The 14,388-nt window shown below is 57.2% G+C and carries 11 protein-coding genes; 7 read left to right on the top strand and 4 right to left on the bottom strand.

Going from position 1 to position 14,388, the window contains the following annotated elements:
• Positions 1–2: 2 nt before the first annotated feature.
• Positions 3–1,286, bottom strand: coding sequence for an MFS transporter (locus NG99_RS19575; RefSeq protein ID WP_052130791.1), 1,284 nt, complete (start codon positions 1,284–1,286; stop codon positions 3–5).
• Between the two features lie 410 nt (positions 1,287–1,696).
• Between NG99_RS19575 and NG99_RS19580 the strand changes: the two genes are divergently transcribed.
• Together NG99_RS19580 and NG99_RS19585 are read left to right on the top strand one after the other, a co-directional pair.
• Positions 1,697–2,482: an SDR family oxidoreductase gene (locus tag NG99_RS19580; protein WP_034896622.1), complete on the top strand. Its 786-nt coding sequence runs from the start codon at positions 1,697–1,699 to the stop codon at positions 2,480–2,482.
• A 45-nt stretch (positions 2,483–2,527) separates the two neighbouring features.
• Positions 2,528–3,982, top strand: a complete 1,455-nt coding sequence (locus NG99_RS19585) for an FAD-binding oxidoreductase (protein ID WP_034896624.1) — start codon at positions 2,528–2,530, stop codon at positions 3,980–3,982.
• Positions 3,983–4,045: 63 nt separating this feature from the next.
• Here NG99_RS19585 and NG99_RS19590 read toward each other — a convergent pair whose 3' ends face one another.
• The 3 genes from NG99_RS19590 to moeA form a co-directional block, all read right to left on the bottom strand.
• On the bottom strand, positions 4,046–5,590 hold the full coding sequence (locus NG99_RS19590) for a sensor domain-containing diguanylate cyclase (protein WP_034896627.1): 1,545 nt from the start codon (positions 5,588–5,590) through the stop codon (positions 4,046–4,048).
• A 142-nt stretch (positions 5,591–5,732) separates the two neighbouring features.
• Complete coding sequence (gene moeB, locus NG99_RS19595; protein ID WP_034896630.1) at positions 5,733–6,491, bottom strand: molybdopterin-synthase adenylyltransferase MoeB; 759 nt, start codon at positions 6,489–6,491, stop codon at positions 5,733–5,735.
• A 1-nt stretch (position 6,492) separates the two neighbouring features.
• Positions 6,493–7,725 (bottom strand): molybdopterin molybdotransferase MoeA, encoded by a 1,233-nt coding sequence (gene moeA / locus NG99_RS19600; RefSeq protein WP_034896632.1) that lies wholly within the window; start codon positions 7,723–7,725, stop codon positions 6,493–6,495.
• Positions 7,726–7,977: 252 nt separating this feature from the next.
• Here moeA and NG99_RS19605 point away from each other — a divergent pair, with 252 nt between their 5' ends.
• From NG99_RS19605 to gsiD, 5 genes are all read left to right on the top strand, one after another.
• Positions 7,978–8,940: an isoaspartyl peptidase/L-asparaginase gene (locus NG99_RS19605; protein WP_034896634.1), complete on the top strand. Its 963-nt coding sequence runs from the start codon at positions 7,978–7,980 to the stop codon at positions 8,938–8,940.
• A gap of 9 nt (positions 8,941–8,949) precedes the next feature.
• A complete protein-coding gene (gene gsiA, locus NG99_RS19610) occupies positions 8,950–10,806 on the top strand; it encodes a glutathione ABC transporter ATP-binding protein GsiA (protein WP_034896636.1) in 1,857 nt (618 codons plus the stop codon).
• Positions 10,807–10,851: 45 nt separating this feature from the next.
• Positions 10,852–12,387, top strand: a complete 1,536-nt coding sequence (gsiB, locus tag NG99_RS19615; protein WP_034896695.1) for a glutathione ABC transporter substrate-binding protein GsiB — start codon at positions 10,852–10,854, stop codon at positions 12,385–12,387.
• Between the two features lie 65 nt (positions 12,388–12,452).
• Positions 12,453–13,373: a glutathione ABC transporter permease GsiC gene (gsiC, locus tag NG99_RS19620; protein WP_034896638.1), complete on the top strand. Its 921-nt coding sequence runs from the start codon at positions 12,453–12,455 to the stop codon at positions 13,371–13,373.
• 9 nt (positions 13,374–13,382) lie between these two features.
• The gene (gsiD, locus tag NG99_RS19625) at positions 13,383–14,288 is read left to right on the top strand and encodes a glutathione ABC transporter permease GsiD (RefSeq protein ID WP_034896641.1); all 906 of its coding nucleotides are present in this window, start codon (positions 13,383–13,385) and stop codon (positions 14,286–14,288) included.
• Positions 14,289–14,388 lie beyond the last annotated feature (100 nt).

Consider the following 14,388-nt stretch of genomic DNA (forward strand, 5'->3'; position numbering starts at 1 on the left):
CACTATTCTCCTGATAAATCCTGTACTTCTCCATTGAAATCAGGCTGCCGTTTGAGCTGTCTGAACAGCAGGCCGGTAAACAGCAGCACTAAAACGATGGCGGCCAGCCCCATCAGCCACATCCGGTGATAGGCCGCGGCGGCGGGCAGCGTATCCTGCCAGTGTCCGATAATGGGATAGACAAAAACATCCGGCAAAAAGCCTATTACCGAGCAGATGCCGACGGTCGTGCCCAGAATATGTTTTGGCGTTCTGGCCTCGCCAATACAGGCGAAATAGAGGCCGCGAGAGGCGTAGCAGGTGAAGCCCAGCAGCAGGATTAGCGTAATGGCTACCGAGATCCCCATCGGATGAGAATGGGTAAACAGCAGCAGGGCGACGGTAACGAAAGCCAGCACCGCCAGCAGTTGAATCACCCGCGTGGGCGAGCGCCAGCGGCTGTAGGTCGTGACCAGCCCGCCCAGCGGACCGCAGGCCGCACGGAAAATTTTGTTGACGACGATCCCCATATAGCTCGCGGCCACCAGCGTCATGCCGTACATTTCCGCCAGATAGTTGGTTGAGTAGCTCAACAGCGCGTAAATGGTGTAGACGCCAAAAATAATCATGCTGCAATACCAGGTGGTAGGAATTTTCAGCACCGCCACGATATCCCGCCAGCTGAACTTTTTGCGATCTTCCTGCGGGCCTGCCGTGGCGTGACCGTCGCTGACCAGCAGCCAGCAGAGCACTCCCAACAGGATATAGACGCCGCTGTAGGTGAGGATCACCGTTTTCAGGCTGGCAGGATTGTCTGCGGAGAACAGGGAGAAGATCCACATCGTAAACACCGCCAGCACCATGACGCCGATGCCGCGCAGGCCTTCCATCCAACCCATGATTTTGCCCTGTTCATCATGGCTTCCCAGCAGCGAAGCGGCTTTGATCGACACCGACCAGAGCAGCAAAATGGTGGTGATGGCGAAGGCCACCTGAATAATCAGCATCAGCCACAGCGGGGGGAAGGTCGCCATCAGCAGCCCCAGCAGCCCGGTCGCTACCATGGCGAAGGTCATCATTTTGCGGTGCGAGAATTTATCCGCAATAATCCCGCTCGGGGCATACAGCACGATAGCGGCAATGCCAAAGGTGCTCATAATTAGTCCGATTTCGGTATTCGAAAATCCCATAAATTTCGCCATAGGGATTTGATAAATGTAGCGTAAATAAGCCAGGTCAAAACTTATACCGCCGCTGATACTGATGACTGCCAGCGTAAGCCAGCGTCGGACTGAGGATGTTTCCATGGTTTTATACGCTCATTAGCAAGGCATCAGGCAAAAAAAAAGAGAAAAGCAAGCTCCCCGACGCGCGGGGAGTTACTTTTCTCAGGGTCTCGTTCAGTAACGGCGAAAGTAGTATCACGGCGAAGTGGGTTTATTCTGTGAATGAAATCACACAAACCAGTTTTGCTGAATTCATCACCGGATAATGGCCAGCTGAATTAAAAAATACGCTGGAGGTCATTAAGAATCTTCTGTCTTTATTGAATCAATGAAATAATATTTTTTTGTGACCGCGATCGCTGGTCAATCTTCGGAATTCTGTGTTAGCGTTTCGGGCAGTTACTCGAGACGAAGAGAAAAGTAACTTCTCCGCCAGCGCGGAGGAGGATGCTTTTCTCTTTTTTTTTGCTTGTCTGGCAATGAGGTGAATCATGACCGCAAACGCATTAACAGCATTTTCACTGGACTTTTTTTCACTAAAAGGGAAAGCGGCGATTGTAACCGGAGGCAACACCGGCCTGGGCCAGGCCTTTGCGGTCGCGTTAGCCAAAGCGGGGGCGGATCTGTTTATCCCCGACCTGAATCCTGCCGACGCGCAAACCCGTGAACTGCTGGAACAACAGGGGGTTCGCGCTGAATTTATGCAAATTGATATCAGCCAGAAAGGCGCGGCGGCGCAGGTGATGGCGGAATGTCTGGAGCGCTACGGCCGCGTCGATATCCTGGTGAACAATGCCGGGATCTGCCGCCTGAACCCGGTGCTGTCGTTTGGCCGCAGCGACTGGGACCCGATGATGGAGATTAACCTGAACGCGGCCTTTGAGATGAGCCATGAGGCGGCAAAAATCATGGTGGCTAACCGCCAGGGGAAAATCATTAATATCTGCTCGCTATTTTCCACGCTGGGCGGGCAGGGATCGCCGGCTTACGCCGCCTCAAAACATGCGCTGGCCGGGTTAACCAAGGCCTATTGCGATGAACTGGCCCAGTACAATATTCAGGTCAATGGGATTGCGCCTGGCTATTACGCCACGCAAATCACTACGGCGACGCGAGCTAATCCAGAAACGAATCAGCGCGTGCTCGATCATATTCCGGCAAATCGCTGGGGAGAAACTCAGGATTTAATGGGGGCCATGGTTTTCCTGGCCAGTCGCGCTTCTGATTATGTTAATGGTCATTTACTGGTCGTCGATGGCGGCTATTTAGTTCGCTAGTCAGCTTAATTAATTTACCGTTCTTCCTGCTGTGAGGGAAATAAGATGTCGTTATCACGCGAAGCTATCGTTAATTATTTGAAAGAGATCGTTGGGCCGCAACAGGTTATTACTGATGAAGAGGTGTTACGCCGGAATAGCATTGACCGTTTCCGTAAATATGCCGATATTCACGGCGTCTTTACTCTGCCGCTACCCGCTGCGGTGGTGAAGCTGCAAAGTACGGAACAGGTCTCCCGCGTACTGGCCTTTATGAATCAGCACGGCATCAACGGCGTGCCTCGAACCGGCGCTTCGGCCACGGAAGGGGGACTGGAAACGGTCGTCGAGAACTCCGTGGTGCTCGACGGCGCCTCTATGAATCGGGTGATCAAGATTGACGTGGAAAACATGCAGGCCACCACGCAGTGCGGCGTGCCGCTGGAAATCCTGGAGAACCAGCTGCGGGCGAAAGGCTACACCACCGGCCATTCGCCGCAGTCTAAACCGCTGGCGCAGATGGGCGGTCTGGTCGCCACCCGCAGTATTGGTCAGCTCTCCACGCTTTATGGCGCTATCGAAGACATGGTCGTCGGGCTGGAAGCGGTGTTCCCTGACGGTACGATAACCCGCATCAAAAACGTACCGCGCCGCGCCGCTGGGCCGGACATCCGTCATATCATTATCGGCAATGAAGGGGCGCTGTGCTACATCACCGAGGTAACGGTGAAGATCTTCAAATATATGCCGGAAAACAACCTGTTCTATGGCTATACGCTGGACAACATGAAAACCGGCTTCGATATTCTGCGCGAGGTGATGGTCGAGGGCTATCGTCCTTCTATCGCCCGCCTGTATGACGCCGAGGACGGCAGCCAGCATTTCACCCATTTCGCTGACGGTCGCTGCGTGCTGATCTTTATGGCTGAGGGTAATAAGGGCATCGCCAGGGCGACCGGTGAAGGGATTCAGGAGGTAGTCGCACGACACCCGGAATGCCAGCAGGTAGACAGCGCGCTGATTGAACAGTGGTTTAACAACCTCAACTGGGGACCGGATAAGGTGGCCGCCGAGCGCGAGCAGATCCTGCGCACGGGGAACATGGGCTTCACCACGGAAGTGTCCGGCGACTGGTCGAGCATCAACGCGATTTATGAAAATGTGATCCGGCGAATCCGCACGGAGTTCCCGCACGCTGACGATATCACCATGCTGGGCGGACACTCATCGCACAGCTATATCAACGGCACCAATATGTACTTCGTCTACGACTACAACGTAGTGGACTGCAAGCCGGAAGAGGAAATTGATAAGTACCATAATCCGCTGAATAAGATCATCGTTGAAGAGACGATTAAGCTGGGCGGCTCAATGGTGCACCACCACGGAATCGGTAAGCACCGCGTTCACTGGTCAAAAGAGGAACACGGCAGCGCGTGGTATATTATGCAGGCACTGAAGGAAATCTACGATCCGAAAGGCATTATGAACTGCGGTACGATCTTCCCACGGACAAAATGAGCCACGCGTAAAACTTTTTCAGGGGCAGAGAAATCTGCCCTTTCTTGTTTCCCCTTCGTCGTTCTATGTCTCGTCCATACGGTTCTTTCCTGAGGCTTTCGCCTGATACAGCGCCTTATCCGCCTGACCAATCAGTGCCTGGCGCGTGCTTTCCGACAGGCCGCCCTGCATGACGTGCAGGCCAATACTGATAGTGACAATTTTTGCCTGGTGATCGCTATTCAGATGGGGAATGCCGAGCGCTGCCACGGCCTCCAGCGCGGAACGGGCAAAGCGCGCGGCGCCTTCACGATCGCTGCCGGGCAGGATCACCGCAAACTCTTCGCCGCCATAGCGCGCAATCAGGTCGTCCGATCGGTGCGAGACCCGTAGCAGAGCGTCTCCAACTCGCTTCAGACAGTCATCGCCAGCCAGGTGGCCGTAAGTGTCGTTAAAACGCTTAAAGGTGTCGACGTCGATCATCAGCAGCGCCAGCGGCTTTCTTAATTTGTTGGCGCGCTCCAGGCTGCGGTCGAGATAAAGATCGAACTGCCGACGATTTGCCAACCCGGTCAGGCCGTCAACCAGCGCCAGCGTTTGCAGCGTGTTGTTCATGACGGTCAGCTGCTCGCGGACCTGAGCCAGCTCGGCCTGGTCACGGATATTCTGGCTGAGATTGCGCAGCAGGAAGTAGCCCAGCGCGAAGATCACCATCATCAGCAGGCAGCAAAGGATCAGATACACCAGCAGGTCGGTAAACCAGGCGTGTACCAGCTGCTTGCGATCAAAGCCGACGGTCACCACCAGCGGATAGCGCTTCAGGCTGGCGTAGCCAAACACCCGCTTAATGCCGTCCAGCGCGGCGGTATAGGTGGCGGTGCCGCTCGGCGCTCTTTTCAGCAGATCGGTAAAAAGCGGGCTTTCGGAGATATTTTTGTTGATGGTACTGTCCGGAAAAGGGCGGGCATAGAGAATATCGCCATTGTTGACTATCAGCGCCATCAGACCTCGCTCACCCAGATTGTAGTAGCCAAAAATCTGCCGGAAGTAGTCAATCCGCAGGGTAGCCAGCAGCACGCCGCGAAACGAGCCGTCGCTGTTGTTCAGCCTCATGGATAAAGGGATGATCAGATCGCCCGTTGACCGGCTGTGGATCACCTCACTGATATGCAGGCCCGGATCGGTATTGTGCTGATGATAGCGAAAATATGCCCGATCGCTGTTGTTGCTGTGCTGCCGGACCGCACCTTCAGAGGTGACCAGCCAGTTGCCTTGGCTATCGTAGATAAACAGTCCGTGAAGCTGTGGGAGGGAAGCCTTGCGCTGCATCAGCAGCGCCTGCAAATAGGGCTGCCGTTCAGTATCCAGACCGACCAGGGTGATGCGGTCGCGCAAATCCTGTAGGGTCAGCTCCACCTGCATCACTGAATCTTCCGACTGGCGAGCCACCGACTGAGACAGGTTGCGCGCATCGTTCTGAGTCTCATTAACCATGCGTTGCCATGTGTTGACCACTACCCAGGCTGAGACCAACAGCACTGCGCCGCTAATAATCAGCAGGAAGACGATCAGCATCCGCCGCAGGTTCAACATGCTGGCATCAGGGTGTAGAGGAGGCTCTCCAGTCATTAACAAAACTCTCTCTTTCACGGACATTATCGTATCCTAACTATAGTGTCCGCCAGAAAAGCGCGTTGTTTTTCCTTCTGAAAAAAGCAGCTGAGTGGGCGCGGGTAGGTCAAAACGCCCAGGGGAAGGTTAACTGAGCTAATTAATGCTCGCGACCGCAGACTTCGCAGGCCGGATCTTTTTGCAGCTTCAGCTCGCGGAACTGCAGCGTCATGGCGTCATACATCAGCAGTTTTCCCGGCACGGCGCTGCCATATTGCGTCAGCACCCGCAGAGCCTCCATGGCCTGAAGCGAACCGATCACCCCCACCAGCGGTGCCATGACCCCAGCCTCCACGCAGCTTAGGGTGGCCTCGCCAAACAGGCGGCTGATGCAGCGGTAGCAGGGCTCATCCTGCCGCCAGCGAAAGACGCTGATTTGCCCCTCCATGCGGATTGCCGCCCCGGAGATTAGCGGCGTTTTGCTGCTGTGGCACAGCCTGTTCAGCTGCTCGCGGGTGGCTACATTATCCGTGCAGTCCAGCACCACATCATGGCGGCTGATAAGCTCAGCGAGTTTTTCCTCGCTGAGCCGCTCGCTGATGGCCTCAATAGCGATTAGCGGGTTGATGGCGCTGAGCTGGCGGCGGGCAGATTCCACCTTCGCTACGCCAATCTGGTCATCGCGATGCAGGATCTGCCGCTGGAGATTGGAGAGCGACACGGTGTCGAAATCCAACAGCGTGAGGTGCCCCACGCCAGCCGATGCCAGGTAAGGGCTGGCTGCGCAGCCCAGGCCGCCAAGGCCGACAACCAGCGCTTTTGACGCCTTCAGCTTTTCCTGACCGTCGAAATCAAAGCCGCGCAGCACAATCTGGCGGTTGTAGCGCAGGGTCTCTTCATCGCTGAGCTCTGGCAGCATCTCAGCCCTCCAGCAGGCTATTGAACGGCTCGATCTCTACCCACTCACCGACCTCAACGTTCCCCCGATCGCGCTCCAGTACGATAAAGCAATTGGCCTGGCTGAACGAGCTGAAGACATGCGAACCCTGCGGACCAGTGGTGTGAACCTCAAGTTCTCCCTGAGCATTACGCCGCAGATGGCCGCGCTGGAAATCCAGGCGTCCGGGAGACTTCTTCAATCCTGTAGCCGCCTTCACGCGCTGGCGGGGAGGAAGCGCAGGCCCCTGTTGCCCGGTCAGCTTGGCCAGTAGAGGTTGCACCAGTTGGTAAAAGGTGAGGGCGGCGGAAACCGGATTGCCCGGCAGGCCGCAGAACCAGCTGTTGCTCAGGCGGCCAAAAGCAAAGGGTTTGCCCGGCTTGATCGCCAGCTTCCAAAAGCTGATTTCACCGAGCTCTTCCAGCAGGTTTTTAGTGTAGTCAGCCTCGCCTACCGACACGCCGCCGCTGCTGATGACCACGTCTGCCTGGCCGTCAGCCAGCCTGAACGCTTCGCGCAGCGCCTCGCGATCGTCGGGAATGATGCCCAGATCGATCGTTTCACAGCCAAGCTTGTCCAGCATCAGACGGACGGCAAAACGGTTGGTGTCGTAAATCTGTCCCTCGGCCAGCGTCTGCCCAACGGGCTGAAGCTCATCGCCGGTGGAGAACAGAGCAACGCGCAGTTTGCGCCGCACCTGCACTTCTGCAATGCCAAGCGAGGCCAGAAGCGGTAGCTCCGCCGCGCCGAGGCGCGTACCTGTACGCAGCACCGTAGCGCCCTGCAAAATATCATCGCCAGCCAGGCGAATATTCTGTCCTTCGATCACGTCGGCCAGGATGCGAATGCTGTCGCCATCTTCCCCGACCTGCTCTTGCATCACCACGGCTTCGGTGCCTGGTGGGATCGGCGCGCCGGTCATAATACGGACGCAGCTTCCCGCCGGCCATTCACCTTTAAACGGTGCGCCGGCAAAGGCTTTGCCCACAACCTTCAGTGGCTGAGCGGCCAGATCGGCCATCTTCAGCGCATAGCCGTCCATCGCCGAGTTGGCAAAAGGCGGCACGTCAAGGGGGGAGGTCACGGCACAGGCGGTAATCCGTCCGGCGGCCGAGGTAATCGGCAGCGTTTCCGTTTCGGTAACAGGGGTAATGGCCGCCAGCATGAGTGCCAGCGCATCGTCAAGCGAGATCAAACCCGCAGTAAAGGCTTCCATAAAGTCTCCAGCGTGCCCGAACGGTCAGGCAGGCATCTAATCAGATGATGTTATTATGGCGCGATTTCCCCCTCTGGTCACGCAAACCCCCAGCGGAGGTATGACATAGAACATTTCGTTATTATCAGCCAGCGAACATTCTGCTTTACATCACTTTACAGCCTGCCTATAGTCGAAAACGGCTTAATACTTAACAAATTCAATCTAACTCAGTGTTTTTCATGCTGATTTGGCACGCAGGGTTATCAGATTATGGTCAGAGCAGTTATTGCTATCCACGGTGGTGCGGGCGCAATCGCGCGCGCCAGCATGAGCGCCGGGAAAGAGCAGCGCTATATTCAGGCCCTGTCGGAAATTGTTGCCAGCGGTCAGGCGATCCTCGCCAGCGGCGGCAGCGCGCTTGAGGCCGTCACCGAAGCGGTGCGGCTGCTGGAAGAGTGTCCGCTGTTTAATGCGGGTAAAGGCGCTGTGTTCACGCATCAGGGCAGCCACGAGCTGGACGCCAGCGTGATGGACGGTCGTTCGCTGGAGGCGGGCGCCGTTGCTGGCGTTCGCACCGTGCGTAATCCCGTGCTGGCTGCCCGCGCAGTGCTCGAAAACAGCCCGCATGTGATGTTTACCGGCGAAGGGGCCGAGAAATTTGCTGCGGCCCAGGGACTGGAGATGGTGTCCCCGGACTTCTTCTCCACTTCTGAACGCCGGGAGCAGTTACAGCGTGCGCTGCAATCCGAAGGCGTGATGCTGGATCACGACGGCGCGGCGCACACCTCTGACGATCCGCTTGATGCGGATCGCAAGTTCGGCACGGTAGGTGCCGTAGCGCTGGATTTGGCTGGTAACCTTGCTGCCGCGACTTCTACCGGCGGCATGACCAACAAACAGCCAGGACGCGTAGGGGATTCTCCGATCGTTGGCGCGGGCTGCTATGCCAACAATGCCAACGTGGCGGTTTCCTGCACCGGCACTGGCGAAGTCTTTATGCGCACGCTGGCCGCTTATGATATCGCGGCGCTGATGGAGTACGGCGGTTTGTCGCTGAAAGAAGCCAGCGACCGCGTGGTAATGGAAAAAATTCTGGTGCTGGGCGGCAGCGGCGGTGTGATAGCCGTTGACCGTGAGGGCAACGTGGCGCTGCCCTTCAACAGTGAAGGGATGTATCGCGGCTATGGCTACGTTGGCGATGCGCCTAACATCGGTATTTACCGCGAAAAATAAGGAAGAAGGATGTCGGCAACCCCCGAATTGCCTGCCGGGCAGGTGCTCTCAGTCAGAAATCTCAGCGTCAGCTTCCGTCAGGAGGAGGGCGTGGTGCAGGCGGTTAAAAACCTGTCGCTGGACGTTCAGCGCGGCGAAACGCTGGCTATTGTCGGTGAATCAGGCTCGGGAAAATCCGTTACCTCGCTGGCTTTGATGCGGTTGGTGGAGCAGGGTGGCGGCAGGATCGACAGTGGCCAGATGTGGCTACGCAGGCGAAACGATCGGGTCATCGATCTGGCAGGCGCGCGCCAGTCCCAGCTGCGCGGTATTCGCGGCGCTGATATGGCGATGATTTTTCAGGAGCCGATGACCTCGCTGAATCCGGTTTTTCCGGTAGGGGAACAAATTGCCGAGTCTGTTCGCCTGCATCAGGGCAAAAGCCACCGTGAGGCGCTGAAAGAGGCGGAACGGCTGCTCGACCTGGTGCGTATTCCTGAAGCCAGAAACGTGCTCTCGCGCTTTCCGCACCAGCTTTCCGGCGGGATGCGTCAGCGGGTAATGATTGCGATGGCGCTGTGCTGCAAACCGGCGCTGCTGATTGCCGATGAGCCGACCACGGCGCTGGACGTGACGATTCAGGCGCAAATCCTACAGCTGATCCGCGTGCTGCAAAAAGAGATGCAGATGGGGGTGATTTTTATCACTCATGATATGGGCGTGGTGGCTGAAATGGCCGACCGGGTACAGGTGATGTACCGGGGTGACGTGGTGGAGACCGGTCCGGTTGAGGACATTTTCGCCTCCCCGCAGCAGCCTTATACTCAGGCGCTGCTGGCCGCGGTGCCTAAACTCGGCTCCATGACCGGGCACCCTTTCCCGGCTAAATTTCCCCTGCTCTCACCGCAGAAACATGATGCGATCGAGGTGCCGCAGGACACGGTGTCGCCGGAGGCCGAACCGGTTTTACAGGTTCGGGAGCTGGTCACCCGCTTTGATATCCGTAGCGGCCTGTTTAATCGGGTCACGCGACGCGTTCATGCGGTAGAAAAAGTGAGTTTTGACCTCAGACCTGGCGAAACGCTGGCACTGGTTGGCGAGTCCGGCTGCGGAAAATCCACCACCGGTCGGTCGCTGCTAAGGCTGGTTGAGAGTCAGGGCGGCAGCATTACCTTCAACGGCAAGCGCATCGACACGTTGTCCGGCCCGGCGCTGTCCCATCTGCGGCGGGATATCCAGTTTATTTTTCAGGATCCCTACGCGTCGCTTGATCCCCGGCTCACGGTTGGCTTCTCGATAATGGAGCCGCTGCTGGTTCACGGTCTGGCAAAAGGGCAGGAAGCGGAAGCGCGCGTGGCATGGCTGCTGGAGCGGGTTGGCCTGCTGCCGGAACACGCGCGGCGCTATCCTCACGAATTCTCCGGCGGGCAGCGCCAGCGGATCTGTATTGCGCGTGCGCTGGCGCTTAACCCGAAGGTGGTGATTGCCGATGAGTCCGTCTCGGCGCTGGACGTTTCTATTCAGGCTCAAATCGTCAACCTGATGCTCGATCTCCAGCGTGAGTTTGGCATAGCTTTCCTGTTTATTTCTCACGATATGGCGGTGGTTGAGCGGATTAGCCATCGCGTGGCGGTCATGTATCTTGGACAGATTGTGGAAATCGGCCCTCGCCAGTCTGTCTTTGAAAATCCTCAACATCCCTATACGCGCAAGCTGATGTCAGCCGTGCCGGTGGCCGATCCCAGTCATCGACGCCGCGAAAGGGCACTGCTGGTAGAAGAAATTCCCAGCCCGATCCGTGCCTTAGGGGACGAACCGGTCGTGGCGCCGCTGATTGAAGTGAGCGCCGGACACTATGTAGCCCGCCATGCGATTGGCGGTGCCTGATTTTGCTGCACAACAACAAGGACTTCAGGAGATGAACGCAAAATGATGATTCATAGCAAACGTAAGTTACTGTTAGCCGCCGGTCTGTTAGGCAGCGTTGCCGCCGTTCCTGCCTGGGCAGCGAAAGATGCGGTGATCGCCGTTGGCTCCAACTTCACTACGCTCGATCCCTACGACGCAAACGATACTTTGTCGCAGGCGGTCGCCAAGTCATTTTATCAGGGCCTGTTTGGCTTTGATAAAGACATGAAGCTGGTCAACGTGCTGGCTGAGAGTGTTGATGCCAGCAAAGACGGGCTGACCTACACCATCAAGCTGCGAAACGGCGTTAAATTCCAGGACGGCAGCGACTTCAATGCCGAAGCGGTGAAGGTCAACCTGGATCGCGCCAGCAATCCTGATAACCATCTGAAGCGCTATAACCTTTTTAAATCTATAGCGACGACGGAAGTGATCGATCCCTCCACGGTGAAAATCACCCTGAAGCAGCCGTTTTCCGCCTTTATCAATACGCTGGCCAGCCCGGCTGCGGCGATGATTTCGCCAACCGCACTGAAAAAGTACGGCAAGGAGATTGGCTTCCACCCGGTTGGCACCGGGCCGTACGAGCTGGAGACCTGGAACCAGACCGATTTTGTCAAAGTGAAGAAATTCGCTGGCTACTGGCAGCAAGGCTATCCGAAGCTGGACAGCATCACCTGGCGTCCGGTGGTGGATAACAACACCCGCGCGGCGATGCTGCAAACCGGCGAGGCGAACTTTGCCTTCCCGATCCCTTACGAGCAGGCAAAACTGCTGGAGAAGAATCCAAAGCTGGATCTGGTGACCTCTCCCTCGATTATGCAGCGTTACATCAGCTTTAACGTTACCCAGAAGCCGTTCGACAACCCGAAAGTGCGTGAAGCCATTAACTATGCCATCAACCGCCAGGCGCTGGTGAAAGTGGCGTTTGCGGGCTATGCCACCCCGGCAACGGGCATTGTTCCTCCTGCTATTCAATACTCTCAGGCTTATCCGGCCCCGGAATACAACCCGGCTAAGGCGCGTGAGCTGCTGAAGGAGGCTGGCTTCCCGAACGGTTTCACCACTACACTGTGGTCGTCGCATAACCACAGCACTGCGCAGAAAGTATTGCAGTTCACCCAGCAGCAGCTGGCGCAGGTCGGCATTAAAGCCACCCTCACCGCGATGGACGCGGGCCAGCGTGCGGCAGAGGTGGAAGATAAAGGACAGAAAGAGAGCGGCGTGCGCCTGTTCTACACCGGCTGGTCGGCTTCCACCGGCGAGGCTAACTGGGCTCTGACGCCGCTGTTTGCCACCCAGTCCTGGCCGCCAACCATCTTCAATACCGCGTTCTACAGCAACCAGAAAGTGGATAGCGATCTGGCCGATGCGTTAAAAACCACCGACGGAGAGAAAAAGGCCGCGCTGTACAAAGATGCGCAGGACATTATCTGGAAGGAACAGCCGTGGGTGCCGCTGGTGGTCGAAAAGCTGGTTTCGGCCAATACCAAAAATCTGACGGGCTTCTACGTCATGCCGGACACCTCGTTCAGCTTTGACGACGCCGATCTGAAGTAAACCCCGCTATGGACGGCCGCGCCTCTCAAACGAGAGGCGCGGCCGTCTGCGGCGCAGGATGACGCATGCTCAACTATTTTATCCGACGCATTCTGGGACTGATCCCCACGCTGCTGATTGTCGCGGTGCTGGTGTTCCTGTTTGTTCATATGCTGCCGGGCGATCCGGCGAGGCTGATTGCCGGTCCGGAAGCTGACGCCACCGTGGTGGCGCTGGTGCGGCAGCAACTGGGACTGGACCAGCCAATGATCCACCAGTTCTGGCACTTTATCAGTAGCGCCGTGCAGGGCGATTTCGGTCATTCAATGGTGTCAAAGCGGCCGGTTTCAGCTGAAATTGCGGCCCGATTCTATCCTACGCTGTGGCTGACGCTGAGCAGCATGGTGTGGTCGGTCATTTTTGGTATGACGATCGGCATTGCCTCTGCCGTCTGGCGCAACCGCTGGCCTGACCGCCTCGGCATGACGCTGGCCGTCTCCGGCATCTCCTTCCCGGCTTTTGCGCTCGGGATGCTGCTGATGCAGCTGTTCTCAGTGGAGTTGGGCTGGCTGCCTACTGTTGGCGCCGACGGCTGGAAGCACTACATTTTACCCTCGATCACGCTTGGCGCAGCGGTGGCGGCCGTTATGGCACGCTTTACCCGCGCCTCTTTTGTCGAGGTAATGCAGGAAGACTATATGCGTACCGCGCGCGCCAAAGGCGTGCGTGAAACGCTGGTGGTGGTGAAGCACGGTCTGCGCAACGCGATGATCCCGGTGGTGACCATGATGGGCCTCCAGTTTGGTTTCCTGCTGGGCGGCTCGATCGTGGTGGAAGTGGTCTTTAACTGGCCCGGTCTGGGGCGCCTGCTGGTGGACTCGGTAGAAATGCGTGACTACCCGGTGGTGCAGGCTGAAGTGCTGCTGTTCTCGCTGGAATTTATTCTTATTAACCTGGTTGTGGACATGCTTTACGCCGCCATCAACCCCGCGATACGTTACAAATAAGGATATGCGATGAAAAACTGGCGACGTAGCGCGGCGCTCACCGCGATGCCAACGATTAACCAACATCGCGTGCGAACGCCCTGGCGGGAGTTCTGGCGACGCTTTCGCCGCCAGCCCGTAGCGATGGCGGCAGGCGTGTTCGTGCTGCTGCTGATTGTGGTGGCGGTGCTGGCACCGTGGATTGCGCCGTTTGATGCCGAGAACTACTTTGATTACGATCGGCTGACCGAAGGCCCATCGATGATGCACTGGTTTGGCGTTGATTCGCTGGGCCGCGATATTTTCAGCCGGGTGCTGGTAGGGACGCGGCTGTCGCTGATTTCCGGCTTCTTTTCCGTGGCGATTGGCGCCGCCATTGGCACGGTGCTGGGGCTGATGGCGGGTTACTACGAAGGCTGGTGGGACCGGATCATCATGCGCATCAGCGACGTGCTGTTCGCTTTTCCGGGGATTCTGCTGGCTATTGCGGTAGTGGCGATTATGGGGTCCGGTATGTCCAACGTTATTGTGGCGGTGGCTATCTTCAGCATTCCGGCCTTCGCCCGCCTCGTTCGGGGTAATACTCTGGTGCTGAAGCACCTGACGTTTATCGAGTCAGCTCGCAGTATCGGCGCATCAGATTTCACCATCATCCTGCGGCATATTTTGCCCGGCACCATTTCGTCGATCGTGGTTTATTTCACCATGCGCATCGGCACCTCAATTATCACCGCCGCCAGCCTGTCTTTTTTGGGGTTAGGCGCACAGCCGCCCACGCCTGAGTGGGGAGCCATGCTGAATGAAGCCCGCGCCGATATGGTGATGGCGCCGCATGTGGCGGTGTTCCCCAGCCTGGCGATTTTCCTGACGGTGCTGGCCTTTAATCTGCTGGGCGACGGCCTGCGTGATGCGCTGGATCCTAAGCTGAAGACCTGAGAGGGAAGAAGTGCTGGCGCACCAGAGGAAAGGCGCTGATAGTCAGGGAGCGCAGATAAAAAAGCCGCCGACAGCATAAGCCAGACGGCGGCCTTTTTTT

The organism is Erwinia typographi, from assembly GCF_000773975.1.
Classification (GTDB): Bacteria; Pseudomonadota; Gammaproteobacteria; order Enterobacterales; family Enterobacteriaceae; genus Erwinia; species Erwinia typographi.